Source organism: Cellulosilyticum sp. WCF-2 (assembly GCF_003990395.1).
In the GTDB taxonomy this organism is placed as follows: domain Bacteria; phylum Bacillota; class Clostridia; order Lachnospirales; family Cellulosilyticaceae; genus Cellulosilyticum; species Cellulosilyticum lentocellum.
This window is the reverse complement of the sequence record NZ_CP034675.1, coordinates 3,456,025-3,481,179: the sequence shown is the minus strand read 5'-3', so window position 1 is coordinate 3,481,179 and position 25,155 is coordinate 3,456,025. Positions and strand designations below refer to the sequence as shown.

Genomic DNA, 25,155 nt, shown 5'->3' with positions numbered 1-25,155 from the left:
TTAAGCTTACAAGGCTCATGTCTCAAACATGGGCCTTATTTTTTGGGTAAAGGCTTGGGAATAGCGACAAATGTCGTATTTTATTTGACTATATTTTATACAAATTATATAATCGTAGTAGTGTCGCCTAGGGAAAAGGAGGAAAAGGAATGAAAGCCAAGAACAAAAAGCTTAACAGTATCTTGACACTTGTGATTATGATTGTAATCATTTTAGGTGTTAGCGGACTTGCTTACATAGCTTGCACTGCTGTAGGACAAGGTCAATCTACTAAAGTAGAACAAGTTGCTGGGGCAAGTAATGAAGAAACGTCGGAGGAAGGTGCAGAAAGTCCAACACCATCAACTGACAATGAAACAAAAGATGAAGTAGCACAAGAAAATAATACAGAAACAGACGAAACAAAGGATCAAGGAGAAAGTATTGATGACACTGATCAAGCTACTAATGCAGAAGTAGCAGGGGAAAAGGGTGACACTTCAGCGTCAACGAAAAAATCAGGATTCTTTGAAAGTAACAGAATTAAACTAGGATTAGACCTTCAAGGTGGCGTTAATATTGTTTATGAACCAGAACTAGAAGGTGACATGTCAGCTGAAGAATTGAGATCTGCTATGGAAGCAGCACAGGCTCTTATTCAAAAACGTTTGGATGCTAAAGGTTATACGGAAGCAGAAGTTGCTATTGAAGGAACAAAACGTTTAAGAGTAGATATTCCAGGTGTGGAAGATCCACAAAAAGCTGTAGATGAAATTGGAGCAGCAGGTATGCTTCGTTTTATTGACATGTCAGGAAATGAGATTGTAACTGGTAAAAATGTCAAAAGTGCAAGAGCTGGACAAAATTCACAAACAGGCGAATACTTTGTAGGAATTGAAATGGACAGTGAAGGAACAAAGCTTTTCTCTGACTTTACTGCTAATAATATTGGAAGTACTATTTTGATTATGTTAGATGAAACCGTGCTTTCAATGCCTCAAATTAGTGCCCATATTACAGATGGAAGCGGCATTATTTCTGGTAACTTTACTATTGAAGAAGCTCAGGATTTAGCTAATGGGATTAATGCAGGGGCATTACCATTTACACTTGAAGCTATTAGCGCAACAGGTGTAGGGGCTAAATTAGGTATTGATGCACTTAACTCTAGTTTATTAGCCGGTGCCATTGGTTTTGTTATTATTTTAATCTTTATGGTTGCAATGTATAGGATGTGTGGTGTGGCAGCAGATATTGCGTTAGTCCTTTATGTCGGTTTAATGGTATTAACGTTAACGGCATTGAATGCTACTTTGACACTTCCAGGTATTGCAGGTATTTTATTATCCATTGGTATGGCAGTAGATGCTAACGTTATTATTTTCGCACGTATTAAGGAAGAACTCGCATTAGGCAGAGGTGTAAGAGCTGCAGTAGATGCTGGTTTTAGTAAGGCCTTTAGTGCGATTTTAGATGGAAATGTAACAACAATGATTGCAGCTGTTGTATTATACTTCTTTGGAACAGGCCTTATTAAGAGCTTTGCAACAACTTTAATGATTGGTATTGTTATTTCTATGTTTACAGCCCTTGTTATTACACGTAGTCTTCTTAAAGCTTTTGTAGGTATGGACTTAAGAAAGCCATCCTTTTATACCAATATCAAAAAGCTTGGAAAGGAGGCCTAAATGATGAAAGTTATCCAGAATAGAAAAAAATATTATGCCATATCTATTATAGTTATCCTTATTGGATTAGTTTTCATGGTAATGAATGCAGTTAGAGGGCAAGGTGCTTTTAATCAAGATATCGAATTTACAGGTGGTTCTCTTATTCAAGTGAACATGGAACGTCCTTTTAATAATGAATTAAGAAGTGAATTACTAGCTATCACAGAAGAAGTAACAGGTAATACAGGTGCACGTATTACTTCCGCAGGAGATACAGGTGTTTTAATCACTATGACACGTGAAGATGCTTCAACTAGAAAAGAGCTTTTCGAGGCCATTAAAGAAAAGTATGATTTAAAAGATGATATTGCTTTAAGAGATGAAGACTTTTCACCAACAATCAGTAAAGATATTAAAGTAGGGGCCATTAAAGCAGTAGTAGTAGGTATTGCACTTATTTTAGTCTATGTTAGTTTTCGTTTTAAAGATTATCGTTTTGGAACAAGTGCAGTTATTGCATTAGCTCATGATGTTCTTGTGATGTTAAGTGTATATGCTATTTTCCGTATTCCACTTAATAACTCTTTTATTGCGGCAATGCTTACTATTGTAGGTTATTCTATTAATGATACGATTGTTATTTTTGACCGTATAAGAGAAAACAAAGAAAAAGTGGGCTTAAAAGACCATGCAGCGGCAAACGAAGAATTGGTGGATAGTAGTATTAATCAAACAATAGGTCGTTCTATTGCAACTTCACTTACAACTGTCGTTATGGTTATTCTCTTATTTGCATTAGGAACAGATTCTGTAAAAGATTTTGCTTTCCCACTCATTATTGGTATTTTAGCGGGAACATACTCTTCTATTTTTGTAGCAAGTCCAATTTGGTACGAGTTTACACATAGAAAGGGCAACAAAGTGAAACAAGCTAAACAAATTAAAAAAGCATAAATTAAATAGAAGACTCTAGGTGAGAAAATTAACTCATTCTAGAGTCTTTTTTTATAATAAGATAAAAATGATTTCGATTTACGTTTTACCTAAAAGAATAAAGAGAAGAGTGAGATTATAAGAAAAGACAAGCGTTATATAAATATAAAATTGAATTAAAAAATTAATTATAGTATAATAAATATTACGTGAATAAGCAAAGAAAAGGAAGAGGAAGGATGACCAATATGGACAATAAAACAGGCATTATGGGAAAAGCACTAGAGTATTTTAAGACTTTTATAGTAGGTGCATTATTAATTAGTGTACTTATATTTATAGGGGTTTCATACATGATTATTGGAAATATAGGAAAAGCAGTACTTTTAGCAGTTATTTTAGGAGCAATCGTTATAGGTATTGTTATACTATTATTACTACCTATTAGAAAGTTTATTAAACAATATAATGGAGATATTGAAAGTATAGGAGAAGGTAACCTACATTTACTTTTAAATCTAGATAAATATCAAACTAATAAATTTTTTGGGAAACTTATTAGTTCTGTAAATGTCATTTTTTCTGAATTCAGTCATTTAGTAGATGACTCTTTTAAAATTGTAGATACAATTACAACTACAACCAATCAAGTTGCTGAAAGTACAGATGAAGCAATGAAATCTATTACTCAAATGAGTAGTATGATGCAAGAGATTGCCCAAGGTGCTAATGAACAAGCTGCTCAAAGTCAAACAGGGGAAGCACTTATGGAGACCCTATCAGAAGAGATTACAGTGGCGTATGAAAACTGCAAAGGTATTATGGTAGAAGCTGATAAGATTCAGGGATTAAATGAAGAGGGAAAAAACTCTATTCGCTTATTACAAGAACGTGCTGCCAGTGCAGTGCAAGCTACAGAAGAAATTGTTAAGACAGTAGCCTTTTTAACAGCTAAAATGAAAGATATTACATTATTTGTAGATGCCATTGAGAATATTGCTTCACAAACTAATTTGCTTGCTTTAAATGCAGCCATAGAAGCTGCCCGCGCAGGTGATGCAGGTAGAGGGTTTGGGGTTGTAGCAGAAGAAATTAGAGGACTGGCAGATCAAAGTCATAATTCTACTGAACAAATTAAAAATTTAGTAGCCAATATACAAGCAGAATCAGAGAAAGCTGTAACAGCTATGAATAAAATGAATATGGTATCTGAAGATGAAACAGAAGCTGTACGTGCAGCAGAGCAAGTATTTGCTAAAATGGCTACAAGTATAGAAGTTGTAGTAGATAAAATTGCCATTACTAATGAAGCTATTACTAAGGTGAATGAAGATAAGACAAAAGTTAATGCTGTCATTGAGCAAGTAGCAGGTGTTACTCAAAGTATGGCTTCTTATACAGAAGAGGGTGTTAGCAGTACAGAAGAGCAGGAAGCATTAATGGAACGTGTTAAATCAGAAATTAGTGTACTAAATAAAGAGGTAGAAGTGCTTAATAGTAAGCTTAAAAAGTATAGAAAATAAGATATATTACTTAAAAATCGTAGGAAGAGCCGAAGGCTATCCTACGATTTTTAAGTAATACAAATTTATATTTATGTAAATAAAAATAAATTTATAGAAAAAATCGGTTGACAATTAGCAACAAAATCACTATAATAGCATATGTAGTCAAGAACAGGAAACATTTTCCGAAACTTGCTATGGGTCATTAGCTTAGTTGGTAGAGCATCAGACTCTTAATCTGAGGGTCCTGGGTTCGAGTCCCAGATGGCTCAGTCGTTTTAGACAAAGAGAAAGGTAGGGTACACCTATTGTACACCTACCGTAAAAAAGAGAATATTATAAGATATCAGCGAAAAGGTCGTCTTGCACTTGTGCAGACGCCTTTTTTGCGTCTTCCTGAACATGTACGTAAATATTATAAGTCATCTGAATGGTAGCATGTCCCACCCAGGCTTGAACTATTTTTACGTCTACGCCTTTTTCAATCATTCGAGAGGCAAATGTATGCCTCAAGGCGTGAAAGCCTACTTTAGGGATACCAGCTCGTTCACAAGTTTGATAGTGAGCTCTTTGAGCGTTACGTGCATTTAGAGAAGTACCTACATCTGAGCAGAATACATATTTTTGGGTATTAAAATCTTTTCGTCCACGCTTCATTGCTAATTCGTTTTGAGCGGTCTTATGTTCTTGGAGTATTTTAGCTAGGGCATTACTGATAGGTACTGCACGCTTGCCACTTTTAGTTTTAGGTGCCTGCGTTATTTTCTCCCACTTCACACTATTTCCATCATGAGTTCTAGTTTCCTTTAGGCTTTGATCAACTCGTATTTCCATTTTTGAAAAATCAACTTTATCCCATTTTAATGCAAGTATCTCTCCGAGCCTCATTCCAGTAAGCAAAGCAGTTAGTAACAAGGCCTTATAACTAGTTTCACTAGCAGCTTTAATATACTCACGCTGTTGATCGAGTGTTAAAATCTCAATGTTTTTAACTTCTTTCTTTGAGCGAGGTATGTTCACAGCGAGGAGAGGGTTCTTTACAATCAAGTCGTTTCTAACAGCTCCATCAAAAAACATATTTAGTAGCAAGTAGATTTTTTTGATATAGCTTTTAGAGAGTTCGCTTTTATCATTCAAATATGGTTGTAGGTGATAGGCTTTAATATCTTTCAACTTCATTTTTGCTAAGTCAGCATTAAAGATGTGATTTCTACAGACCGTATCATATGAGTCATAAGTTGTTTCCCTAATAGTACTTTTCACGAAATCCTTTAGGTATCGTTTGCCCCAAATCTCTAAGGTTATAATGTCATCCCTTACATAGCCATCGTTGATTACTATATCATTCTGTAAAGCAATGAGCTTTGAACGCAGCTGTTCTCTGTCACGGTCATAAATGTATTTCTTTTTTTGCTTACCCTGTTCATTTTTACCTATGGTTACAGCAGCACACCATAGGCCATCTTTGCGTTGGTAGATGCTGCCATCACCATTAGCATTTCTTTTTCCCATCTAAAGAGCTCCTCCGTTTAATAAATTAATCCCTGCAGTCTTAAAAATCCATCGTCAAGTTTGTTAAACTCCCCTGTTGAGATTCTGAAGGTCGGATCCATGAATATATCTAGTTTGCGCACAATAAGATGCGTACATATATTAGCTTCAATTTCAGCCTTTGCGGTGCTATCCGTGAGATTAAAAGCACAACTAGATTTAGTATGCAGAATAGCATGTCCTAATTCATGCGCTAATACTATTTTCTTTTTAGAGTCAGAAAGATTAGAGTTAATTAGGATTAATTTGGTTTTTCCTAGGTACAAGTATAGTCCTGCGTTATTACCCAAGTCACATTCTAGTACTAGAGCATTTACTCTATCTGTAAGATCACTCAGTGAAGTTACATTGTTATTAATGTATCTATTAAGCTTTTTTTCTATAGACTTAATATCCAATAGCATCCCCATCCTTATTTATATTTTTTGGGCGTGTATTTTTCTTTGTTTTTTATCTTGATTATTTCTAGTGCATTTTGTAGGGCGTTCTTAAGTAGCTCCTTATCAGTATCGCTCATTTCATTACCATAGAATAGGGCACCACCTTCACTTAGATCCCCCATTACCTTATCAAGTGTTTTCGCGATGTCTTTTTTATCTCGTTGAGTTAAAGCTTCAACTTCATCATTAACCAAATAGTTAACGTCCACGTTTAAGACTGCAGCTAATTTAATAACTGTGTCTCTACCTGGCTTTTTCCTATCCTTTTCATAAGCAGATATGATAGAGTCACTTATTCCGGCTAATTCACCTAAGGCTTTTTGACTCAAACCTTTGTTCTCTCTTAGTTTTTTTATCTTTTGTCCAATAGTCATTTTTTACCTCCATAAACTTTTATAAAAAAGAATTAAGAAAAAGGGTTGACTCGAACCTGAGGTTGATGTTATACTCTAACTACAAGTTGAATAAGTCGCCAAACAAAAATCGACTTGTAGTTGGGTTTAATATCAATCTGTGGTTCGTCAACTTCTTGTCTATATAATACTGAACCATAGGTTAATTGTCAAGCCTATTTTTGAAATATTTTTTAAATTTTGAGAAAATTCAAGAAAGGAGGAATATCTATTTGAAAAATGCAACGTGGGGTACTATATTAGACAAAATTATTAAAACAAGGGAGTCAAAAGGGCTAACAAAAAGTGATTTAGCCAGAAAAATAGACACTAGTTTGGAATTCGTATCACAAATGGAGAGAGGAAAAAAGAAGCCTAGCATTGAAACACTTATAAAAATTTCAAATGAATTAGAGCTAAATTTTTTTTAACCCAATCCGAACCATAGGTAAAGTTAAAAAGGAACGGCAGGTGGAAATGTGGAAGAACTACAATGTTTAAGACCAAAAGACGTACAACAGATACTTGGCTTATCAAAAACAGAGACCTATAGGTTATTCAAATCAAAAGACTTCCCTAGTTTTACGTTAGGAGAAAAATTATTAAGGGTTACGAAGAGAGATTTTGAAGAATGGTTTAACAAAAAAAAGAGCCAAACTGCTCAGAACAGTTAAGGCCCATATAAAAATTTAACTTACAACAAGTATAACACATCAATGTAGCTCAGTAAAGAAAAGGTGAAAGGAAATGAAGCTTAAGAGAGGCGATGTCATATTCGTAAAATTGCCATACGGTATGGGAAGTGAACAAGGTGGAACAAGGCCGGCAGTAGTAATTCAAAATGATGTAGGTAATAGATTTAGTCCTACCACAATCGTAGCTTTCTTTACCACTAAGGATAAGGTTAAACTTCCTACTCATGTAGAGATAGATCCAATAGGGGGTTTAACAGAGGATAGTACTTTAATGCTAGAGCAGTTAAGAACAATAGATAAACATAGGATACTTGACAAAATAGGAGAGCTAGGAGCAAAAGCAATAGAACAAATAAATCAAGCTTTAATTATAAGTTTAGGCTTAGGGGGGGGGGATACGAATGTTGGAAAAAGCAAGAAATTGGCTAATCATCTTAGCTATTATGCTAACGCCGCAGATGGTTGTAGAGGCAACTGTAGATAGAGGTTATTTTGCAATAGGCGGTGAGTGGCTACTAATTCCTCTAATACTTCTAAGTTACTTAGTAATTAAAAGCTTTATAGATTTTATTAAAGGAGCTGAGGAAATTGATAAAAGAGATTAGTAAACAAGAAGCACAAGAAATCGTAAAAAATAGAATGCCTTTCGGATGTTTTATCGTTGTTGGTGACGAGAGCTTTATAGCTTTAGAGAACACAACGGGTGATGCACAGATAGAGCCCTTTGAAACGGAAGCAGCTGCTAAAAGGTGGCTGAGGTCTTAGTTTGAATTACTTACACAAGATGACCTAAAACAAGTTAAAAAATAGGAGGTCATAGCATGAAAGGTAAACAATTAACAATTCAAGATGTAGCAAAGTTAGAACATGGAACAAAGGTATACAGAGAGTGTAGAGGGATAGTGAAGTTAGAACTCGTATCTAAAACACGGTACAGCAGTATCGTACGAACTTGCCCAAGAGCCATGGGCGATGATAACTACAACGAACTCACAGAGGATTGCAACTACTATGAGTATGTGGATGGAGTAAAACTTCCTACAATGCCTGAAATCACTTTCGACACAATTAGATATGCAGTAGCCACATGTAAGTTTAGAAATGATCAGTGTAAAAGGATAGGTAATCCTCAGCTTTATCCAGGGATAGATGAAGCGTACGAACTACTAAATAACATAGCTGCCAAACCAAATGGAATGAGCACTAAGTACATCCTAGATGAAGAAAGTGGAAGCTATGAAGTAGATCAAACTCTTTATTCAGAGGGGGAGTAATCATGGGAATATTTTCAGCAGTTTGTATCTTAGCAGGTATAGCTTGCGTCCTCAGAAGCTTTGAGGATGAGAACACGGTTCAAAGAAGAGAGGCAAGAAGAGAACAAACGATTAAATTAGAAATGGACCCTTGGGAAAGAGTTAAACTTGCAGAAGCCTTGAAAGAAGTGAGGCGATAGCATGAACTACTTTTATACCTATACACTAACTAATGTTTTTACAAGTGAAGAGATACTTACAACAGATGGAGAGAAGTTTAGTATTAACGGTTTAGAAGAAGCAGCATTGTTACTTGAAGTCCTCAACAGCGGCTATGTGGAGCAGGGAGAAGCTCCAAGAGTAGCACTAACAATAAAACCTATTATGGTGTTGGAGGAGACGGTATGAAAGATTTAAAACCACTTATAAATAATCTCTCATGGACAGAGATTTGTTTAATAAAAGCTTTACTTGACCTTATAGGAGTTAACACTTCTATCGAATTAAATGCTAGCAGAATATGCGACGCTAAAGGAACAACACGAAGCGTATTCGTGAATGCCTTAGCTAAGCTTGAGATAGCAGGACTAATTACTAAGAGAAGTATGGGTATGAAGGGTACTCACATAGAGGTCATAGACCCAGGAGCCTTACAGGAACTTAAGCGACAACTTTATGGAGTGGGTGACTAATGGGCACCAAGAAGGAAACCAAGGAACAAAAGCCAAAGAAAGAAGTGGATCCACGAGATACGTTTGATTGGCTATATACTTCTGTAACTGTAGATGAGAGTAAAGGTTATAAGAATGGTAGGCCACAGTATAAAAATCCGAGTGACGATGTGATAGATCGTAAGATAGAGCAGTTTGTAGAGAACGGTGTTAAATTTATACGCCATAGTTGTGAGATACCAACTAATCAATTAGGAAAGACCATAAAGCACGACATAGTAATGACGATAGAAGCCTTCAATAAGCTTAGTGCACAAAATAAAAAGTTATTTATGGGAGGAAATTAGATGTTTGAAATTAAAGTAACAGGAAACACACCAGAAGAAATTAAAGAGAACATGAAAAAGATGGCTAGCTTTTTTGATGTAGCTATAGCTGCAGGTGATGCAGTGATTAAGCCTGAAAAAGAAGAAAAGGAAATAAAAAATGAAGCCCCAACAGCTAGTAAACCAATCGATGAAGAGCCTAAAGGAGCTGCAGGAAAAGAAGAGGGAACAGATGTTAGCGGAAACGTTGAAAGCACTACACATGGTGAAGCTGATACACCAGCTGAGGCAGAAGAACCAACAGTAACCTTAGAAGAAGTTAGAGCTAAAGGCACAGAGTTAGCACGTGTAGGTAAGCGTGATCTAGTTAAACAGGTGCTTGAAGCTGCAGGGGCAAGTAAGCTCTCAGACGTACCAGCAGATAAGTTAGGATATGTTATGCAGTGCTTTGAAAAAGGTAAGGTGATGTAATGCCAGAGGTACACGCAAAACTATCAGCTAGTGGGGCCAAGCGTTGGATGGCTTGCCCTCCTAGTGTAGCGTTAGAAGCAGAGTTTCCCAATGAATCTAGTGTATATGCAGAAGAAGGCACTCATGCTCATGCTCTTGCTGAACTGATTCTCAGATATAACAATGGGGAGATGACGAAGCGTAAGTTTAATTCAGACTTAAAGAAATTACAAGCAGACCCGCTTTGGTCTCAGGAAATGCAGACTTATATTGAGCAATACGCTCATGACGTATGGGAGCTTGTAAATGAGGCTAAGGCAGCTTGTAAAGATGCGCAGGTATTATTCGAACAACGATTAGACTTCTCAGCTTGGGTAGAAGAGGGATTTGGAACAGGAGACGTAGTAATTATTGCAGATGGCACTGTACACGTAATTGACCTTAAATTTGGTAAAGGTGTAGGAGTAAGTGCGGTAAACAATCCCCAGCTTAGACTTTATGGACTTGGAGCATTAGATACCTACGGCCTACTATATGATATTGACAAAATCAAGATGACAATTATCCAGCCACGCTTAGAGCATACAGACACAGAGGAATTGACTGTAGATGAGTTAGTTAAGTGGGCAGAGGAAGAAGTTAAACCAAGGGCAGAGCTAGCATATGCAGGTGAAGGTGAATACTGTAGTGGAGATCACTGTAGATTTTGTAAAGCTAAAGGAGTGTGTAGAGCAAGAGCTGAGGAAAACCTTAAGCTTGCGCAGTATGACTTTAGAGAGCCACCAATGCTCACACCACCAGAGATAGCAGACATCTTAGGGAAAGTGGATGAACTTAAGAAGTGGGTAGAAGATGTAGCAAATTATGCTTTAGATGCAGCAGTCAGAAAAGGTATAGCTTTTCCTGGTTGGAAGGTAGTAGAAGGTAGAAGCAATAGGAAATACAAAGATGAGGTAGAAGTAGTTAAATGCCTTGTAGAACATGGGTATGAAGAAAAAAGCTTGTATAATACAAAGCTTAAGAGTCTTACAGATATTACAAAGCTTATAGGTTCATCTAATGTAGATGGATTCCTAGCACCTTATATTATCAAACCTCAAGGGGCCCCAACACTTGCACCTGAGAGTGATAAAAGGCCAGTATTCCAATCAGCAGAAGCAGCTAAACAAGATTTTTCAGACGACCTGCTAGATTAGGTGGTGATAGCCATGAAGCTTAGTGAAATAAGCAGAAAAGGGATGTATATAGCCACTTATTACGAGAATGGATATCAAGTTATTAAGATGTGTACTAAAAAGCAATTTCTTAGAGAACTAGAAGGACTAGATGGAAAGGTCATAACTCGTATATGTAATAATGCAATTTTTATACCCTTACATTAGCTTTAAAGCTAATTTTATATAGATTCAAACTAAAATAAGGAGGAATTAAATTGAATGGATTAGTCAATAAACCTCATTTTGATAAAGAAGTATTTAAACCAGGGACGCCTATAGTGGTCGATATTCCAAGGGGCCCCTATAGAGGAAGTAATAGCTTTTATGAAAGTTGCTTAGTACTAGAAGTTAATAAGGATAAGCTGAAGATATTGTATGTATGCAAAAATGAAGGTGAAGATGGCACTTTTGAAGCTACTAGAGTTATTGAGGCCGATGATGTAGCTAATGGAACCTGCAAAATAAAGCTTATGGAAATAAAGAAAATTGAAAGTGAGGAAATATAATATGCCAGTAGCAAAAGTAGAAGGAACAAAAGTAATAACAGGAATGGTTAGATTCTCATATGTAAACATCTTTAATGCTCGTAGCTTTGAGGCTAATCAAGACGAGAAATATAGCCTTTGTCTTATTATTGATAAAAAGGATAAAGACACAATTAAAGCAATTAACAAAGCAATAGAAGCAGCAAAAGAGCTCGGTAAGAACAGTAAGTGGGGCGGTAAAATCCCTAAAAACCTTAGGTTACCTCTTAGAGATGGGGAAGAACGCGAGGACGAAGCAGAAGAATACCAAGGCAAGATGTTCGTTAATGCTTCTAGCAAAACCAAGCCTGGTATCATCGACAAGAACAAAAATGAGATCCTAGATAGCACAGAAGTATACAGCGGTTGTTATGGTAGAGCATCACTTAACTTTTATCCATTTGAAAATAGTGGCAATAAGGGTATAGCCGTAGGACTTAACAATGTACAGATGCTTAAGGATGGAGAGCCTTTAGGAGTAGCTAGACAGTCAGCGGAAGATGACTTTGATGATGACCTAGACGATGACGATTTACTAGACTAGGGGGTAAGGCATGAGACACCTGAGTATAGATATTGAAACCTACTCGGAAGCAGACATTAAAAAAGTAGGAGCCTATCGTTATGTAGACGATAGCTCCTTTGAAATCTTACTAATGGCTTACCAGTGGGAGGAAGATAAAGAACTGGGCCTGGAGCCTATATTATTAGACTGTTGCACAAGAGACCAAATAAAAGTAAAAGAGTATCTTGAGCTTAAAAAAGCATTAACTGACTCAAATATCATAAAACATGCCTACAATGCTAACTTTGAAAGAACGGCTCTAGCTAAACACTTTGGAGTATCTATGCCACCCGAACAGTGGGAATGTACAATGGTTCATGCTGCAACATTAGGACTTCCTGGAAGTCTAGGAGACGTTACAAAGATATTAGGTTTTGAAGAGGATAAGGCTAAGGATAAAGAGGGTAAGGCACTTATACAGTACTTCTGTAAGCCGTGTAAGCCTACTAAAACAAATGGTGGCAGGACGCGTAATTTACCTGAGCATGATCCTGAAAAATGGGAGAAGTTTAAGGCGTATTGTCAACAGGATGTAGTAGCAGAACAAGCGGTGGCAGATAGATTAGCAAAATGGAAACCGAGTAAGGAAGAAAAGGAACTGTGGGATCTAGATCAAGCTATTAATGATCGTGGTGTAAAGCTAGATATGCCTTTTGTAAATGGCATAGTAGAGTACGATACTAAGCACCAAATATATTTAAGGGAAGAAGCTGTAAGGCTTACTAACCTAGAAAATCCCAACAGTAACAATCAGTTAAAGATATGGTTACAAGAGCAAGGAATAGAGACTAAGAGTGTAGACAAAGAGAATATAGCTAGGCTTTTACAAGAAGCATATGGAACAGTTAAAAGAGTATTAGAAATTAAACAAGAGCTAGGTAAGACCTCTACTAAGAAATACATTACGATGCAGGACTGCATATGTAGCGATGGTAGGTTACATGGAAGTTTACAATTCTACGGAGCTAACCGTACAGGGCGTTGGGCCGGACGTTTAGTGCAAGTACACAACTTACCTCAGAACCACATAAACGACATTGAGCTTTGCAGGGAGGTAGTTGCTGAGAGAGATTTTGAAACTGCAGAAATGATGTGGGGGCAAATGCCCTTTATCTTATCACAACTCATTAGAACAGCTTTTGTGGCATCACCAGACAATAGGTTTATAGTATCAGACTTCTCGGCAATAGAGGCTAGAGTATTAGCTTGGATAGCCGGAGAGCAATGGAGATTAGATGTATTTAATACTCACGGTAAGATATACGAAGCTTCAGCTTCTCAAATGTTTAAGGTACCAATAGAGAGTATTACAAAAGGATCTAAATTAAGACAACAGGGTAAGATAGCAGAACTCGCACTCGGTTATGGTGGTAGCTTTGGAGCTATAAAAGCAATGGATAAAGAAGAGAGCATACCTGATCAAGAGATTTACCCTTTAGTAAATAACTGGCGCAAGGCTAATCCCAATATTATTAAATTTTGGGGCCTGGTAGAAGCAGCAGCTAAAACAGCAATAAGAGAAAAAAGGCAAATAAAAACCAAGTGGCTTAAGTTCATGTTCGAGGAGAATATTCTATTCATTCAGCTTCCAAGTGGTCGTAAGATAGCCTACTGGAATGCTCATATAGGAACAGGGCCTAAAGGTCAAGAGGACACAATCTTATACGGTGGTGTAGATCAAACAACTAAACAATGGGTAGATAATGTAGAAACCTACGGAGGTAAGTTAACAGAGAATATCGTGCAAGCAATAGCAAGGGATTGTCTAGCAACCGCCATGATGCGAGTAGCTGCTAAAGGCCATAGTATTGTAATGCATGTACACGATGAAATGATTATAGATGCACCCAATAATGTAACTAATCAAGAGATAACGGACATCATGAGCACTAGCATAGTGTGGGCACCAGGACTCCCACTTAAAGGGGACACATACGATACACCATTCTATAAAAAAGATTAACCTAAGGAGGTTGCATATGCCCACAAATGAGGAATTATTTTTAGCAGGTGACATTGATAGGCTCTACTCAGAAAATACTGGGCTTATGCATCACTTATGTAGAAAGTTTGGTAACACGGGAATAGAGTATGACGAGTTGTTTGGTCAATGTGAAATAGCATTCATGAAGGCTTATAAAACATTTAAAGCTAGTCAAGCTAAATGGGCCACGTACTTTTCCTTTGTAGCTAACAATGAAATTCTAATGTACCTCAGAAAACAGAAAAAATACGGTAGTATGCTCAGTCTTAATGCTGCTATGAGTACGGACATAGAAGGTAAAGAATTAACACTAGAAGATATTTTATCTACTTCTGAGACATTAGAAGATGCCCTAATAGAAAAGGATCAGTTAGAACGTCTTCAAGAAGCTATAGAGCTTTTGAATGAACGAGATCGTGAGTTAATTAAAGCAAGACTTAAGAACATCAACCAGAGACAAATAGCTGAGCAAATGGGTTTGAGTCAAAGCTTTGTAAGTAGACAGGAAAAAGCAATACAAGTGAAATTGAGAAAATTTATGGAAGGAAGGATTCCTTTGAGTAAAAAGAATAAGAGCAAAAAGCAAGTACCTTTCAATCCGCCTACTCGTTTTCCTAATAACGCAGTAGGCCAAGTATTACAAGTACAACAAAAGAAGATTAATGACAGGATCTTAGAAGAAAGCAATAATACGTTAAATCTTATATCTAGCGCTTATAGCATAGTGTTAAAAGAGTTCTTTAACTTCTCAGATGAACAGCTTAAAGAAGCACTTACTAAATCTTATGAGCAATTAGAACTATGTGCTCAAGAGATTGTAACCATAGATCAAATGATGATGTTATGTGCTGAGTACGGTCTAGAGGTACAGAGGTCAGAGGAGAAACTAGATGCCTTTGGTACTATGATGATGAAAAAAGTAACTGCTTTTGAATTACTAGATAAGGGTATTGAAGAAGTAGAGGACATATCTAAACAAGGTAAGATGACATCGCGAGAGGCCTCAGCATTTAGATGGATGTACAACAAATTAAAATTCGGAAAAGACTATGAGGGGGATGTCGTAATGGCAAGTACAAGAAAATTAGCATTTGAAATGTTTGATAAAGGAGTAGATTACAAAAAAGCAGCTATAAAATTAGAATCACCGATTAATACTGTAAAAACTTATCATAATTCTTGGAAGCGTGAAGTACTTGAAACACTCAGCACTGAAGAAGCAGCACCTTATTTTGCAGGGGAAAAGGAGCTCTGGCAAATTAAGAAAGAAAAGATACAGGGGGCAAAGAATGAGGTTGTGGCAGAGATACCTAAAGCACAGGAGCCATTACAGGAAACAGCAGCTATTGCAACAGAGGTTATTAAAAATGAGCCAGTAGCCATTGAGTCTAACAATCAAGAGGTATCTACATTAGTAGGATCTACAGCGGGGCCAAGAAAAGGATTAAAGAAAAAGGTTCAGTTGGAAGGAGAATTTGCTATCTACAAGCCTTGCAATATCAATCTTATGGATGTAGAGCTTTATGGCCAAGTGGTGAGTATGACCAAAGAAGAGGCACTTACATTAGCGGAGGAGCTAATAGCCGCAGTTGACGAAGAGCTACTTTGGAAAGGAGCCATATAGATGATACAAGACAGTGGTACTCGTAGAAGCTTTAATTCAGGCGCGGTAAGAGACGCTGAGAGTGGTAAAGGAAGATGTGACCTATTACCGCTTGACGTAGTAGCAGAGTTAGAGGGCTCTGTGGTTCTAGGATTAATTAATTCCTACATGCACTGCAGAGATACAGTTTATTTATATGATGCATTATGCAATTACCTAGCAGAAGAGGAATGTAGCTATAGAAATACAGAGGATATGTTTTTAGAAGTGGCCAAACACTTTGAAGAAGGCTGTAACAAGTATGGAGAACGTAACTGGGAAAAAGGAATACCCGAAGATGTTTATATAGATTCTGCAGTAAGGCATTACCTCAAATGGCGTAGAGGGGATGAAGATGAATCTCATGAGAGAGCTTTTGTTTGGAACATTATTTGCCTTATATGGACCCATAAGCATATTACAAAAGAAGCTGATGCCTAATGTGGATGCCTTGCAATTTCTTAGAGACTATTAAGCTTAGGGAACATATGGGCTATCAATTACGAGAGTATAGATTGGTAGGTTTAACTACGACACTTAATTTCTTATCTAAGAATGGACCTAATCACTGTTATGTATTTGAGTTAGTTACGCCTTATAAGAGCGGAAAATATACTCAGTCAATACTCCACCATATGGATTTAGAGAATAATATAGCCTACTGGCCTAATGCTTTTAACAATGAGGATTGCTATGATCCTAGCACCTTAAATGTAGGAGAGATTGAATTAAAGTTAAACATAGATTTTACGTATCAATACAACCAATATTTCTTTAACACTAAGAGTAGTGCAAAGGGGAGACTAATAAGCCTTTTTTATGACCAAGCAGAAGAAGAGTGGCGCTATACATTCTTTGGTTCAGATGGTCTCGCTAAATACTTTAGCACTAAAGAACTACTAATTAAAGAGCCTTTTAGAGCCTATGCAGACGACCCTTTATTTGACTAGAAAGGGGGATAGGAGGAAGCATGAATGACCCTATAAAGTTAGAGGATAGAAAGATACAACTATCCCATGACGGAAAAGTAAAAATAGCAACAGGGAAAAGTCGTAAAGATACAGCTTGGAAAAATAAAGAGGTTAGTTGGTCTAACCTCCTATCCAAGCTGAGTAACACTTATTACACAAGAGAAACTATAGAAGAATACGCTAAGGCCTCTAAGACTAAGCAAGATGAGATAAAAGATATAGGTGGATTTGTAGGTGGGAGTTTAAAGGAAGGACGGCGTAAGGCAGAAAATGTTTTAACTCGAAGTCTTTTAACTTTAGATGCAGACTTTGCGCCTACTGATTTATGGGATAATATCGAAATGCTTTATGATTTTAGCATAGCTTGTTATAGCACCCATAAACATACACCCAGTAAGCCAAGATTAAGACTTGTAATACCACTAAGTCGTAGTGTTACACCTGAGGAATACGAGGCAATAGGTCGTAAAATAGCAGAGGATTTAGGTATAGATTACTTTGACGATACAACCTATCAAGCTAGCCGTTTAATGTATTGGCCATCTACTTCTAAGAATGGCGAGTACTTCTTTAGATTCATTGACGCCAAGTGGCTAGATGCCGATGCTGTTCTTAATAGATATGAGGATTGGAGAGATACAAGCTTTTGGCCGGAGTCTAGCAGGGTACAAAAAGCTCATAAGAAGTTGGCTGATAGACAAGGAGACCCACTCGAAAAAGATGGCCTTATAGGAGCATTCTGTAGGGCTTATACAATTCAAGAGGCAATAGAGGAGTTCTTATCTGAGGAATATGTAGAGTGCGTTATGAAAGACCGTTATACCTATACACAAGGTTCTACAAGCGCTGGGCTAGTAATCTATGAAGATAAGTTCGCTTATTCTAACCATGCCACAGACCCTTGTAGTGGATTACTGTGTAACGCCTTTGACCTTGTAAGGCTTCACAAATACGGGGAGCTAGACCGGGATAAAGAAGAAGGAACAGAAGTTACAAAACTACCTAGCTTTACAGCAATGCAAGAATTTGCCTCTAAGGATAAAAGAGTAAAAAAAGAACTCATCCAAGGAACAAAAGATGACTTTGACGATGATCTAGACATAGATGATGATAACGAGGACTGGATGCAATACTTAGATGTAACAAAGCAAGGAAAGATATTAAACAGTATAAGTAATGTACGTCTTATATTAGATCATGACAAGCGTATTAAGAAAACTTTCGGATTTAACGATTTAAGTCATAGGCCAGAGCTTATAACTGACTTGCCCTGGAGAAATAAAGGGTATAACCCAGTATGGAAAGACAGCGACGATAGTGGTTTAAGAGAATGGTTAGAAGCAGAATACGGCTTAAGTGGAAAAGAAAAAATAATGGATGCCTTTACAAATGTAGCTGTTAAAAACCACTACCACCCTATCAGAACTTATCTAGATAGCCTTATATGGGATGGTGTAGAGCGTTTAGAGGTACTATTAATAGAATTTTTAGGAGCTGATGATACGCCTTATGTAAGAGCAGTAACACGTAAGCAGTTTGTAGCTGCAGTAGCGCGTATTTTTGAGCCAGGTGTTAAGCATGATGAAATGCTCATTATAGTTGGAGATCAGGGCATAGGTAAAAGTACTTTATTAGATCTAATGGGTGGTAAATGGTTCAGCGATAGCGTAGAGGACTTCAAAGGTAAGGATGTAGCTGAGGGCTTACAAGGTCGCTGGATAATTGAGATAGGCGAACTTGATGCAATGAAGCGCAATGAAGTAGAGACAGTTAAGAAATTCCTGTCAAAGCGTACAGACATTTTTAGGTTTGCTTATGGCCGTAGAAGTGATGAATACCCAAGACAATGCGTGTTCTTTGGTACCACAAACACAGATGACTTCCTTAAGGATCAAACAGGGGGACGTAGATTCTGGCCAGTAGATACTTGCAAGGCTAGAGCAAAAAAGAGCGTGTTTAAAGACTTATCGAAAGAAGTAATAGACCAACTTTGGGCAGAGGCTAAGCACTATTATGAACAAGGTGAAACACTTCACGTAGAAGGTGAAATAGCAGAAGCGGCTGCAGAAGCACAGAGGGCCCATAAGGAAATTGATCCTCGTATTGGTCAAGTTATTGAATACCTGGATATGAAGCTACCTACCTCATGGTCGGAAATGACTTTACAAGCAAGAAGAGAATATATTCACAATAGCCAGTTTGGAGATCCAGAGGAATTTGTTATAAGAGATAGAGTTTGTCCTATTGAGATATGGCAGGAGTTGTTCAAAGGAGACGTAACAGAACGTAGTAGGTATGACATCAAGATGATTACTCAAATGATGAAAGAAGTACCGGGATGGGAAAGTGAGGGAAAACCTAAACACTTTGGTAAACTCTATGGTACTCAAAGGGGGTTCAGACGTGAAACAGACTTGTAAGGATTGTACAGATAGGCGTCTAGGTTGTCATGCAAAGTGCCATAAGTATATTGAAGCTAAGATATTAAATGAATTTGATAAGGAAGCTAAGCGTAAAGATAAGGACTACGTAAGAAATGAGAGACCAAAGAGGAATACAATGCTAAGCACTCACAGGGTTAGGATAATAGAACTATGATACTAGAACGTGATATCGAAAAGAAGTTGGTAAGTGAAGTTACTAAGAGGGGCGGAATGGTTATTAAACAGAATGGTCTTGACGGTATACCGGATAGGCTCATTCTTGCCCCTTTAGGGCTTTGTGCTTTTGTAGAACTTAAAGCACCAGGTAAGAAACCAAGAAAGTTACAGTCGCATAGAAAAAAGCAGATAGAGACATTAGGTTTTGACGTATACGTTGTGGATAGCGTGGAAGGAATACAAGAACTTATAAGGAGGCTGTTTTGATGCCAAGTGATATTATTGGTGTATTTGGAATAAGAGTACTTGAAAGCAACAAGTATGATGCGAAAGTAATAGATCCCTTCTATCAAACAGAAGCAGCAACTACAGAGGAAGCTATGCAATACGCTAAATCAGTTTATGGTGAGGATAAATTTTACCTGCTTGTACAAATAGGAAATAAGTTTTTGTGGGAATAAGAAAGCTAAAACATAATGAATTTTTGATAATAAAAAATGACTGAGCGTATTACTCAGTCTTATCAACCTTACAGCATTCGCATATTTTTCTATGTGGCATACTGCATTCATTTCCCTTAAGTATTTCAAGTATGTATTTTAATTTCGACATATGGAAGGGATTATTATTTGTTTAAATCTAATTCACATTTATCAATTAATCCGTTATATACCTTGATATAATCATCCCAATACTCTTGAGAGATTTTACTTTTCGTTCCACTATAGGGAAATCTTCTTAATATTTCTAGTGTTACTTGATGGTACATATCTACTGGTACTCTGGTTATATGTGATTTAGCACATTTTTTATACTCATTGTCCACAATACTCACCTCCTTTAAAGCATATTATATGACAAACAGCTGAGAAAATATGTCGAATACTGGTAATGAGAAATAAGAATTTGTTTAAGGAGTGGTTAAAGTGACAGAGCAAGATAAATGTATTTTAGATATGTATAAATTGATTGACGAATTTACAACAAAAGCAGAGAAAAGAGATATGTCTTTATTAAGAATACCATCTATAAGTGGATGTGACGCATATCAAGGAATGCCACCCATAAGTAGATTACGGGACGAATTATTTGATAAATATGCAGAAGTGATAAGTAAAGCATACGACGCAAGTATTCAATAAAATCCAAAATTGAAAGGGTGTGAATTTAATGGATGAAAAGGTGAAGCAAATTATTGAAGAGTATTTAAAAAAGAATTTAAAAGTAAATGTATTAGCATATCCCGATTCTGAAGGGAAAGCTGAAAGTGTTCTGGTACAACTTATTTTAAATCGTGAAGTGATAGATGAAACTAGAGGATATTTCTAAATAAAATCAGAGTTTGGGAGGTTTAAAATGGACGAAATTCAAGAAATGATAGATACTGTTGCTGACTTAAATATAGGAGACAAAGCAAAAAATAAAGTATTGGATATGCTTAACAAAGTTGAGGAAATAATTGAAGAAAAGGATTCTACAATTAGATGTTTAAATAAAACCATTGATGCCTTTAAAGCTGAAAAGGATAAATTACAGTATGAAGTTGCAGAGCGCAGACAGGAAAATGTACAGCTAAAAGAAGATAATAATGTGCTAAAGGTTAAATTTGAAACTTCGGAAAGTGTTATATGTGACAATAAAATGCTAATAGTTAATCAGCAATCAAGAATAGAAAAACTTCAAGCAATAGTGACAGATGTAGTAAATAAAATATAAGTTTGGAGGGATAAAGTTGAGTAAATTAATCAGAGAAAACTATTATCAGGATGGGTTAGTTAAATATGAATGCACAGAATGTGGACTTGAATTTATTGTAGGGGCAGATTTATCTGGTAGTTGTAAACACATAGGTTGTCCATATTGTGGAGCTAGAGGAGAACATGCTACACAGGCAGTAGCTGTTATGAGAGAGGAAATGCTGGATGAACTTGGCTGTATGGGAATTTATTATGATTTAAACACCGAGGAGGAATAAGTATGAAAGATGCAATACAGTTTGCAATAGGTGGAATAAAGTGTGATAACCCAACATGTGATTATATGGATCAGTCAGTGGAACTTAAGGATTATTCTAATTGGTTAAACAAGCCATGTCCTAAATGTGGGAGTAATTTATTAACACAAGCTGATTATGACAACGTAAAAGCAATCGTTGAATTAGCTGACATTATGAATAAATCAATAGGGCCAGTAGCAGATGATAACCCAACTTCAACAGCTACGGTAAGAATGAATGGAACAGGCAAGGTTGAGATAGAAATAGGTGAATAAAATCTGATTTTGTTCATAGTAAAAGCCACCGATTTATCAGTGGCCTGGTTTTATTGTTTAACATATTCGGTAGCATTACATTTAGGGCATGGTGGTAAAGTGTCAGTGGTATCGTCTAAAACAACTGGTTGACCACATACGACACAAATGTATGTACCTTTTCCTGGTTTTTCTCCTGTAGTAGCCATGATATCGCCTCCTCTCTAAAATCATTATAAAATATTCAGAAAAATATGTCAAATAAGAAGGTGATAAATTTTGTTATTTATTCCACATGACTACCAAGCTTACTCGATTAAGTGGATATTAGATAATCCCAAGTCCGGGCTTTTCCTTGAGATGGGGTTAGGTAAAACGAGTTGTACTCTTACGGCTCTTAATGATTTACTCTTTGATTACTTCGATATAGGCAAGGTGCTTGTTATAGCTCCTAAGCGTGTGGCAGAGAGTACCTGGTCAGATGAAATTGAGAAGTGGAATCACGTAAAAGACCTGCAGGTGAGCGTGGTAGCTGGAACAGAGAAGCAGAGAATAGCTGCCCTTGAAGCTAGAGCTGACATCTATACCCTTGGCCGAGATAATGTAGTTTGGTTGGTAGAATACCTACAAGCGAATAAGATTAAATGGCCGTTTGATGCCTTAGTCATAGATGAGTTAAGTAGCTTTAAAAATACCAAGAGCAAACGTTTTAAGGCCCTTAAGAAGATAACGCCATTACTTAATCATGTAATAGGGCTAACAGGTACTCCTACACCAAACAGTTTGATAGAGTTATGGCCACAAATGTATTTATTGGACAGAGGAGAACGGTTAGGTAAGACCCAAGGTGCCTATAAAGATAGATACTTTTACCCTGTTAGTGGGCAAGGTCATGTAGTTTATAAGTATGGACTAAAAGAAGGAGCTGAGAAAGCTATCTATGAAGCTATAGGTGATATATGTGTGAGTATGAAGTCAGAAGATCATCTTAAGATGCCCGAGCGCATAGATAACTTTATAGAGCTTAAGCTTCCGGCCAATGTCATGAGAGCCTATAAGGAATTTGAGAAAGAGAAGATATTAGAGTTTAAGGATGATGTGCTTACTGCAGCTAATGCCGCGGTTGTAGCAGGAAAGTTACTGCAGTTTGCGAATGGCTATGTCTATGATGATGAGAAAAAGAGCCATTTCGTTCACAATGTTAAGATAGAAGCTTTAAAGGAGATTATCGATACAAGCCAGGAGCAATCGGTCTTAGTGTTCTATAATTTCAAGCACGATTATGAAGCTCTGGCCAAGGAGTTTAAAGCGCTAAAGCCTAGGACGATTGAAACACCACAAGACATTAAGGACTGGAATGCCGGAAAGATACAGCTCTTATTAGCTCATCCAGCTAGTATTGGCCATGGCCTTAACATACAAGCAGGAGGGCATATCATTGTTTGGTATGGGCTTACCTGGTCTTTAGAATTGTATCAGCAGGCGAACGCTCGTTTATATAGGCAAGGTCAAAAAGAGAGCGTTATCATTCATCACCTTGTAGCTCAGGGAACGATGGATGAACAAGTTATAAAGATATTAAAGGAAAAAGATAAAGGCCAAAACGCTCTTATGAGCGCTGTAAAAGCTAGAATTAAACAACATGAGAGGGGATAATGTTTATGAAAAAGAATAGAAAAAACGATGACTATGTTTATCATAACACAGTGGCTCTTTTGAAAGAATATAGAACTCTAAAAGAGCATTGCGCAGAGTGTGAATCCAGTATGGAACAAGTGGAAATGACCCAAGAGGCGTGGGAAGCTAGCGTTAACGGGCAAGATAAAAAGTATGAGGACTATATTAAATCTGCTAAGAGAACTAAAGTGAGAACTCGCATTATGCTACAGCTTATTGATAGGTTTATGAGTGCTTATAAAAAGAAGGCAGAGAGCAGCAATGATCCCAACGCTATATTTAGATATAAAGTTATAGATATGAGGTACATTTCTAGCAAGAGTACCTTCAAAAAGATATCAATGGAGCTAAATTGTGACCCAACAACAGTGAGCAGGTGGCACCAAAGAGCCATTGATGAATTAGCAGTATACTTTTTTGGTATTGAAGGAGTTAAGTTAGAAAAACTTAGATAGACTCTTTAAAATAACACTTATACTAATCGATTTAAAATAATGCTTTTAGGGCGTTGTGATATAAAGTTAGTATAAGTGTTATTTTGGGTGTATTAGCGTATATAAAATGAAGCCTATAGATGTCTTACGTTTTTTAGTTTGTAAGAGAGATGTAAGAAAAAATGTAAGTTTATAAGCCTTTGATACTCAAAGGCGTAAAGGTGTATTCTTACATTCTTACAATAAAATCTATATAGATATATAATATATAAATAAAAATAATATATACGCGCGCGAGAAACACGTATACACCTATATAGGCATTTTGTAAGTAATTTTGTAAGGAAAAGTATATAAGAGTTTGACTATCAATGAATTAAGGACTTACATTTCCACTTACAAGCACAAATCTAAAATGTAAGTAAAAGAATTTTGTAAGGATTTTAGGTAGAAAACAATATTTCTTGATAAGTCAATAGGATATAAAGCATTGATAGTCAAATGATTTCGTTTTTTGACATGCATTTTTATTGCAAAAAAGATACCGTTTTTTTAGTTTTAGATATGGTATAATGGTCATAAGCAAAATAATAAATTAAAGGCGTCCAGAAATGGGCGCTTTTTTCTATTCCCAAAATGACGACGGTAGTGAGGAGGATGCTAATGCCTAGAATAAGAAGCCCAGAAAGAGATAAGGCCTTTGAGATATATAAAAAGCATGGTGGAAATATTGATTTGGTTGAGATAGCTAGTCAACTAAATATCAGCAGTGGGACTATAAGAGGGTGGAAGAATAAAGATAGCTGGGAAGCTAAACTAAACGGAACGCTCCAAACGGATAAACGGAACGCTCCGAAAAGGAAAAGGGGTGCTCAGCCAGGCAATAAGACTTCCACACAGTTTAAGCCGGGAAATAAAGTAGGAGAACAGTTTAAGCCCGGGCATAAAGCATCTGAGAAGAATGGCTTATTTGCTAAGTACCTCCCGAAAGAAACCCTAGATATTATAAAAGCCGTAGAGACTCGTTCTCCTCTCGACATACTTTGGGATCAGATCATGATTGCTTATGCGGCTATATGCCGGGCCCAAGAGATTATGTATGTTAAAGATAAAAACGATAAAACCATTGAAAAGGTTCAAGAAAAAGACGGTATGGAAGTTACCGAAGAGCGTTGGGAAGTTCAGCAGGCCTGGGATAAGCAGGCTAACTTCATGAAGTCTCAAGCAAGGGCCCAAAGTGAATTAAGGTCCATGATCAAACAGTATAATGAGCTGCTCTCTTCTAATCCGGATCTAGCTACTGAAGAACAAAAAGCGCGTATTGAAAAGCTTAAGGCAGATACGGCAAAAGTTAAGGGCGAAGATAATGTAGAGGAACTTGATAAGCTTGATAAGGTACTAGCTGAGATAAAGGGCGTGATCTAAT

At 36.9% G+C, this 25,155-nt stretch carries 38 protein-coding genes and 1 tRNA gene; 34 read left to right on the top strand and 5 right to left on the bottom strand.

Going from position 1 to position 25,155, the window contains the following annotated elements; genetic code table 11:
• Positions 1 to 149 precede the first annotated feature (149 nt).
• The 4 genes from secD to EKH84_RS15710 all read left to right on the top strand — a co-directional run bounded on the left by secD (position 150) and on the right by EKH84_RS15710 (position 4,359).
• Positions 150 to 1,667 (top strand): protein translocase subunit SecD, encoded by a 1,518-nt coding sequence (gene secD, locus EKH84_RS15725; protein WP_127067026.1) that lies wholly within the window; start codon positions 150 to 152, stop codon positions 1,665 to 1,667.
• Positions 1,668 to 2,603: a protein translocase subunit SecF gene (secF, locus tag EKH84_RS15720; protein ID WP_041713001.1), complete on the top strand. Its 936-nt coding sequence runs from the start codon at positions 1,668 to 1,670 to the stop codon at positions 2,601 to 2,603.
• 227 nt (positions 2,604 to 2,830) lie between these two features.
• Positions 2,831 to 4,105: a methyl-accepting chemotaxis protein gene (locus EKH84_RS15715; RefSeq protein WP_190283354.1), complete on the top strand. Its 1,275-nt coding sequence runs from the start codon at positions 2,831 to 2,833 to the stop codon at positions 4,103 to 4,105.
• A 181-nt stretch (positions 4,106 to 4,286) separates the two neighbouring features.
• A tRNA-Lys gene (locus tag EKH84_RS15710) sits at positions 4,287 to 4,359 on the top strand.
• A 64-nt stretch (positions 4,360 to 4,423) separates the two neighbouring features.
• Here the strand turns inward: EKH84_RS15710 and EKH84_RS15705 are convergent.
• Genes EKH84_RS15705 through EKH84_RS15695 form a run of 3 tightly spaced genes read right to left on the bottom strand, consistent with a single transcriptional unit; the run spans position 4,424 to position 6,452 of the window.
• Positions 4,424 to 5,599, bottom strand: a complete 1,176-nt coding sequence (locus EKH84_RS15705; RefSeq protein WP_127067024.1) for a tyrosine-type recombinase/integrase — start codon at positions 5,597 to 5,599, stop codon at positions 4,424 to 4,426.
• 17 nt (positions 5,600 to 5,616) lie between these two features.
• On the bottom strand, positions 5,617 to 6,036 hold the full coding sequence (locus EKH84_RS15700; RefSeq protein ID WP_190283353.1) for an ImmA/IrrE family metallo-endopeptidase: 420 nt from the start codon (positions 6,034 to 6,036) through the stop codon (positions 5,617 to 5,619).
• A 14-nt stretch (positions 6,037 to 6,050) separates the two neighbouring features.
• Positions 6,051 to 6,452 carry a helix-turn-helix domain-containing protein gene (locus EKH84_RS15695; protein ID WP_127067022.1) on the bottom strand — a complete coding sequence of 134 codons (402 nt, stop codon included), beginning with the start codon at positions 6,450 to 6,452 and terminating at the stop codon, positions 6,051 to 6,053.
• A 251-nt stretch (positions 6,453 to 6,703) separates the two neighbouring features.
• Here EKH84_RS15695 and EKH84_RS15690 point away from each other — a divergent pair, with 251 nt between their 5' ends.
• From EKH84_RS15690 to EKH84_RS15595, 22 genes are all read left to right on the top strand, one after another.
• On the top strand, positions 6,704 to 6,901 hold the full coding sequence (locus tag EKH84_RS15690; protein WP_190283352.1) for a helix-turn-helix domain-containing protein: 198 nt from the start codon (positions 6,704 to 6,706) through the stop codon (positions 6,899 to 6,901).
• Between the two features lie 48 nt (positions 6,902 to 6,949).
• Positions 6,950 to 7,144: a helix-turn-helix domain-containing protein gene (locus tag EKH84_RS15685; RefSeq protein WP_127067020.1), complete on the top strand. Its 195-nt coding sequence runs from the start codon at positions 6,950 to 6,952 to the stop codon at positions 7,142 to 7,144.
• Between the two features lie 73 nt (positions 7,145 to 7,217).
• Positions 7,218 to 7,649 carry a type II toxin-antitoxin system PemK/MazF family toxin gene (locus EKH84_RS15680; protein ID WP_127067019.1) on the top strand — a complete coding sequence of 144 codons (432 nt, stop codon included), beginning with the start codon at positions 7,218 to 7,220 and terminating at the stop codon, positions 7,647 to 7,649.
• A 104-nt stretch (positions 7,650 to 7,753) separates the two neighbouring features.
• Positions 7,754 to 7,930, top strand: coding sequence for a hypothetical protein (locus EKH84_RS22165; RefSeq protein ID WP_190283351.1), 177 nt, complete (start codon positions 7,754 to 7,756; stop codon positions 7,928 to 7,930).
• Between the two features lie 56 nt (positions 7,931 to 7,986).
• Positions 7,987 to 8,439: a hypothetical protein gene (locus EKH84_RS15670; protein WP_127067017.1), complete on the top strand. Its 453-nt coding sequence runs from the start codon at positions 7,987 to 7,989 to the stop codon at positions 8,437 to 8,439.
• Positions 8,440 to 8,441: 2 nt separating this feature from the next.
• On the top strand, positions 8,442 to 8,618 hold the full coding sequence (locus tag EKH84_RS22160) for a hypothetical protein (protein ID WP_190283350.1): 177 nt from the start codon (positions 8,442 to 8,444) through the stop codon (positions 8,616 to 8,618).
• Position 8,619: 1 nt separating this feature from the next.
• Entirely contained in the window at positions 8,620 to 8,826 is a 207-nt protein-coding gene (locus EKH84_RS15665) for a hypothetical protein (protein ID WP_127067016.1), read from the top strand.
• Positions 8,823 to 9,110 carry a hypothetical protein gene (locus EKH84_RS15660; RefSeq protein WP_127067015.1) on the top strand — a complete coding sequence of 96 codons (288 nt, stop codon included), beginning with the start codon at positions 8,823 to 8,825 and terminating at the stop codon, positions 9,108 to 9,110. The genes EKH84_RS15665 and EKH84_RS15660 overlap by 4 nt, the downstream gene beginning before the upstream one ends.
• Complete coding sequence (locus EKH84_RS15655; protein ID WP_127067014.1) at positions 9,110 to 9,436, top strand: hypothetical protein; 327 nt, start codon at positions 9,110 to 9,112, stop codon at positions 9,434 to 9,436. Before EKH84_RS15660 ends, EKH84_RS15655 begins: the two co-directional genes overlap by 1 nt.
• Complete coding sequence (locus EKH84_RS15650) at positions 9,437 to 9,886, top strand: hypothetical protein (RefSeq protein WP_127067013.1); 450 nt, start codon at positions 9,437 to 9,439, stop codon at positions 9,884 to 9,886.
• Positions 9,886 to 11,061, top strand: coding sequence for a DUF2800 domain-containing protein (locus EKH84_RS15645; protein WP_127067012.1), 1,176 nt, complete (start codon positions 9,886 to 9,888; stop codon positions 11,059 to 11,061). Before EKH84_RS15650 ends, EKH84_RS15645 begins: the two co-directional genes overlap by 1 nt.
• A gap of 12 nt (positions 11,062 to 11,073) precedes the next feature.
• The gene (locus tag EKH84_RS22155) at positions 11,074 to 11,247 is read left to right on the top strand and encodes a hypothetical protein (RefSeq protein WP_190283349.1); all 174 of its coding nucleotides are present in this window, start codon (positions 11,074 to 11,076) and stop codon (positions 11,245 to 11,247) included.
• A 50-nt stretch (positions 11,248 to 11,297) separates the two neighbouring features.
• The gene (locus EKH84_RS15640) at positions 11,298 to 11,588 is read left to right on the top strand and encodes a hypothetical protein (RefSeq protein ID WP_127067011.1); all 291 of its coding nucleotides are present in this window, start codon (positions 11,298 to 11,300) and stop codon (positions 11,586 to 11,588) included.
• Between the two features lies 1 nt (position 11,589).
• Positions 11,590 to 12,150, top strand: a complete 561-nt coding sequence (locus tag EKH84_RS15635) for a DUF2815 family protein (protein WP_127067010.1) — start codon at positions 11,590 to 11,592, stop codon at positions 12,148 to 12,150.
• A gap of 10 nt (positions 12,151 to 12,160) precedes the next feature.
• Positions 12,161 to 14,134, top strand: a complete 1,974-nt coding sequence (locus EKH84_RS15630) for a DNA polymerase (RefSeq protein WP_127067009.1) — start codon at positions 12,161 to 12,163, stop codon at positions 14,132 to 14,134.
• A 16-nt stretch (positions 14,135 to 14,150) separates the two neighbouring features.
• Positions 14,151 to 15,779, top strand: coding sequence for a sigma-70 family RNA polymerase sigma factor (locus EKH84_RS15625; protein WP_127067008.1), 1,629 nt, complete (start codon positions 14,151 to 14,153; stop codon positions 15,777 to 15,779).
• Positions 15,780 to 16,238: a dATP/dGTP diphosphohydrolase domain-containing protein gene (locus tag EKH84_RS15620; RefSeq protein ID WP_127067007.1), complete on the top strand. Its 459-nt coding sequence runs from the start codon at positions 15,780 to 15,782 to the stop codon at positions 16,236 to 16,238. It abuts the gene before it with no gap.
• Entirely contained in the window at positions 16,238 to 16,747 is a 510-nt protein-coding gene (locus tag EKH84_RS15615; protein WP_127067006.1) for a hypothetical protein, read from the top strand. Before EKH84_RS15620 ends, EKH84_RS15615 begins: the two co-directional genes overlap by 1 nt.
• A gap of 20 nt (positions 16,748 to 16,767) precedes the next feature.
• The gene (locus tag EKH84_RS15610; RefSeq protein ID WP_127067005.1) at positions 16,768 to 19,188 is read left to right on the top strand and encodes a VapE domain-containing protein; all 2,421 of its coding nucleotides are present in this window, start codon (positions 16,768 to 16,770) and stop codon (positions 19,186 to 19,188) included.
• Positions 19,172 to 19,366, top strand: a complete 195-nt coding sequence (locus EKH84_RS15605) for a hypothetical protein (RefSeq protein ID WP_127067004.1) — start codon at positions 19,172 to 19,174, stop codon at positions 19,364 to 19,366. Before EKH84_RS15610 ends, EKH84_RS15605 begins: the two co-directional genes overlap by 17 nt.
• The gene (locus EKH84_RS15600; protein ID WP_127068110.1) at positions 19,366 to 19,635 is read left to right on the top strand and encodes a VRR-NUC domain-containing protein; all 270 of its coding nucleotides are present in this window, start codon (positions 19,366 to 19,368) and stop codon (positions 19,633 to 19,635) included. Before EKH84_RS15605 ends, EKH84_RS15600 begins: the two co-directional genes overlap by 1 nt.
• On the top strand, positions 19,635 to 19,829 hold the full coding sequence (locus EKH84_RS15595) for a hypothetical protein (RefSeq protein WP_127067003.1): 195 nt from the start codon (positions 19,635 to 19,637) through the stop codon (positions 19,827 to 19,829). Before EKH84_RS15600 ends, EKH84_RS15595 begins: the two co-directional genes overlap by 1 nt.
• Before the next feature lie 164 nt (positions 19,830 to 19,993).
• Here the strand turns inward: EKH84_RS15595 and EKH84_RS15590 are convergent, their stop codons facing one another.
• Complete coding sequence (locus tag EKH84_RS15590) at positions 19,994 to 20,194, bottom strand: hypothetical protein (RefSeq protein WP_127067002.1); 201 nt, start codon at positions 20,192 to 20,194, stop codon at positions 19,994 to 19,996.
• Positions 20,195 to 20,294: 100 nt separating this feature from the next.
• Here EKH84_RS15590 and EKH84_RS15585 point away from each other — a divergent pair, with 100 nt between their 5' ends.
• From EKH84_RS15585 to EKH84_RS15570, 5 genes are read left to right on the top strand one after another with little or no spacing between them, the layout of a single operon-like run.
• Positions 20,295 to 20,510 (top strand): hypothetical protein, encoded by a 216-nt coding sequence (locus EKH84_RS15585; RefSeq protein WP_127067001.1) that lies wholly within the window; start codon positions 20,295 to 20,297, stop codon positions 20,508 to 20,510.
• 28 nt (positions 20,511 to 20,538) lie between these two features.
• Positions 20,539 to 20,697, top strand: coding sequence for a hypothetical protein (locus tag EKH84_RS22150; protein ID WP_190283348.1), 159 nt, complete (start codon positions 20,539 to 20,541; stop codon positions 20,695 to 20,697).
• 27 nt (positions 20,698 to 20,724) lie between these two features.
• Positions 20,725 to 21,084, top strand: a complete 360-nt coding sequence (locus tag EKH84_RS15580; protein WP_127067000.1) for a hypothetical protein — start codon at positions 20,725 to 20,727, stop codon at positions 21,082 to 21,084.
• Positions 21,085 to 21,100: 16 nt separating this feature from the next.
• Positions 21,101 to 21,343 (top strand): hypothetical protein, encoded by a 243-nt coding sequence (locus EKH84_RS15575; RefSeq protein ID WP_127064949.1) that lies wholly within the window; start codon positions 21,101 to 21,103, stop codon positions 21,341 to 21,343.
• Positions 21,344 to 21,345: 2 nt separating this feature from the next.
• Positions 21,346 to 21,639, top strand: a complete 294-nt coding sequence (locus EKH84_RS15570; RefSeq protein WP_127064948.1) for a hypothetical protein — start codon at positions 21,346 to 21,348, stop codon at positions 21,637 to 21,639.
• Between the two features lie 50 nt (positions 21,640 to 21,689).
• On the opposite strand, the gene EKH84_RS15565 is transcribed toward EKH84_RS15570, so the two are convergent.
• On the bottom strand, positions 21,690 to 21,827 hold the full coding sequence (locus tag EKH84_RS15565; protein WP_127066999.1) for a zinc ribbon-containing protein: 138 nt from the start codon (positions 21,825 to 21,827) through the stop codon (positions 21,690 to 21,692).
• A gap of 70 nt (positions 21,828 to 21,897) precedes the next feature.
• Between EKH84_RS15565 and EKH84_RS15560 the strand changes: the two genes are divergently transcribed.
• From EKH84_RS15560 to terS, 3 genes are all read left to right on the top strand, one after another.
• Positions 21,898 to 23,274: an SNF2-related protein gene (locus tag EKH84_RS15560; protein ID WP_127066998.1), complete on the top strand. Its 1,377-nt coding sequence runs from the start codon at positions 21,898 to 21,900 to the stop codon at positions 23,272 to 23,274.
• Between the two features lie 5 nt (positions 23,275 to 23,279).
• Entirely contained in the window at positions 23,280 to 23,750 is a 471-nt protein-coding gene (locus EKH84_RS15555) for a hypothetical protein (protein ID WP_127066997.1), read from the top strand.
• Positions 23,751 to 24,392: 642 nt separating this feature from the next.
• Positions 24,393 to 25,154 carry a phage terminase small subunit gene (gene terS, locus EKH84_RS15550; RefSeq protein WP_127066996.1) on the top strand — a complete coding sequence of 254 codons (762 nt, stop codon included), beginning with the start codon at positions 24,393 to 24,395 and terminating at the stop codon, positions 25,152 to 25,154.
• The last annotated feature ends 1 nt before the right edge of the window (position 25,155 follow it).

Excerpts from the sequence above, each read along its gene's own strand:
- EKH84_RS15630 (WP_127067009.1), top strand. The coding sequence starts at position 12,161 with ATGAGACACCTGAGTATAGATATTGAAACCTACTCGGAAGCAGACATT.
- EKH84_RS15620 (WP_127067007.1), top strand. The coding sequence starts at position 15,780 with ATGATACAAGACAGTGGTACTCGTAGAAGCTTTAATTCAGGCGCGGTA.
- EKH84_RS22160 (WP_190283350.1), top strand. The coding sequence starts at position 8,442 with ATGGGAATATTTTCAGCAGTTTGTATCTTAGCAGGTATAGCTTGCGTC.
- EKH84_RS15595 (WP_127067003.1), top strand. The coding sequence starts at position 19,635 with ATGCCAAGTGATATTATTGGTGTATTTGGAATAAGAGTACTTGAAAGC.
- EKH84_RS15705 (WP_127067024.1), bottom strand. The coding sequence starts at position 5,599 with ATGGGAAAAAGAAATGCTAATGGTGATGGCAGCATCTACCAACGCAAA.
- EKH84_RS15570 (WP_127064948.1), top strand. The coding sequence starts at position 21,346 with ATGAAAGATGCAATACAGTTTGCAATAGGTGGAATAAAGTGTGATAAC.
- EKH84_RS15665 (WP_127067016.1), top strand. The coding sequence starts at position 8,620 with ATGAACTACTTTTATACCTATACACTAACTAATGTTTTTACAAGTGAA.
- EKH84_RS15635 (WP_127067010.1), top strand. The coding sequence starts at position 11,590 with ATGCCAGTAGCAAAAGTAGAAGGAACAAAAGTAATAACAGGAATGGTT.
- EKH84_RS15650 (WP_127067013.1), top strand. The coding sequence starts at position 9,437 with ATGTTTGAAATTAAAGTAACAGGAAACACACCAGAAGAAATTAAAGAG.
- EKH84_RS15715 (WP_190283354.1), top strand. The coding sequence starts at position 2,831 with ATGGACAATAAAACAGGCATTATGGGAAAAGCACTAGAGTATTTTAAG.
- EKH84_RS15655 (WP_127067014.1), top strand. The coding sequence starts at position 9,110 with ATGGGCACCAAGAAGGAAACCAAGGAACAAAAGCCAAAGAAAGAAGTG.
- EKH84_RS15645 (WP_127067012.1), top strand. The coding sequence starts at position 9,886 with ATGCCAGAGGTACACGCAAAACTATCAGCTAGTGGGGCCAAGCGTTGG.
- EKH84_RS15670 (WP_127067017.1), top strand. The coding sequence starts at position 7,987 with ATGAAAGGTAAACAATTAACAATTCAAGATGTAGCAAAGTTAGAACAT.
- EKH84_RS15555 (WP_127066997.1), top strand. The coding sequence starts at position 23,280 with ATGAAAAAGAATAGAAAAAACGATGACTATGTTTATCATAACACAGTG.
- EKH84_RS15625 (WP_127067008.1), top strand. The coding sequence starts at position 14,151 with ATGCCCACAAATGAGGAATTATTTTTAGCAGGTGACATTGATAGGCTC.
- EKH84_RS15615 (WP_127067006.1), top strand. The coding sequence starts at position 16,238 with ATGTGGATGCCTTGCAATTTCTTAGAGACTATTAAGCTTAGGGAACAT.
- EKH84_RS15610 (WP_127067005.1), top strand. The coding sequence starts at position 16,768 with ATGAATGACCCTATAAAGTTAGAGGATAGAAAGATACAACTATCCCAT.
- secD (WP_127067026.1), top strand. The coding sequence starts at position 150 with ATGAAAGCCAAGAACAAAAAGCTTAACAGTATCTTGACACTTGTGATT.
- EKH84_RS22155 (WP_190283349.1), top strand. The coding sequence starts at position 11,074 with ATGAAGCTTAGTGAAATAAGCAGAAAAGGGATGTATATAGCCACTTAT.
- EKH84_RS22150 (WP_190283348.1), top strand. The coding sequence starts at position 20,539 with ATGGATGAAAAGGTGAAGCAAATTATTGAAGAGTATTTAAAAAAGAAT.
- EKH84_RS15580 (WP_127067000.1), top strand. The coding sequence starts at position 20,725 with ATGGACGAAATTCAAGAAATGATAGATACTGTTGCTGACTTAAATATA.
- terS (WP_127066996.1), top strand. The coding sequence starts at position 24,393 with ATGCCTAGAATAAGAAGCCCAGAAAGAGATAAGGCCTTTGAGATATAT.
- EKH84_RS15565 (WP_127066999.1), bottom strand. The coding sequence starts at position 21,827 with ATGGCTACTACAGGAGAAAAACCAGGAAAAGGTACATACATTTGTGTC.
- EKH84_RS15660 (WP_127067015.1), top strand. The coding sequence starts at position 8,823 with ATGAAAGATTTAAAACCACTTATAAATAATCTCTCATGGACAGAGATT.
- EKH84_RS15695 (WP_127067022.1), bottom strand. The coding sequence starts at position 6,452 with ATGACTATTGGACAAAAGATAAAAAAACTAAGAGAGAACAAAGGTTTG.
- EKH84_RS15680 (WP_127067019.1), top strand. The coding sequence starts at position 7,218 with ATGAAGCTTAAGAGAGGCGATGTCATATTCGTAAAATTGCCATACGGT.
- secF (WP_041713001.1), top strand. The coding sequence starts at position 1,668 with ATGATGAAAGTTATCCAGAATAGAAAAAAATATTATGCCATATCTATT.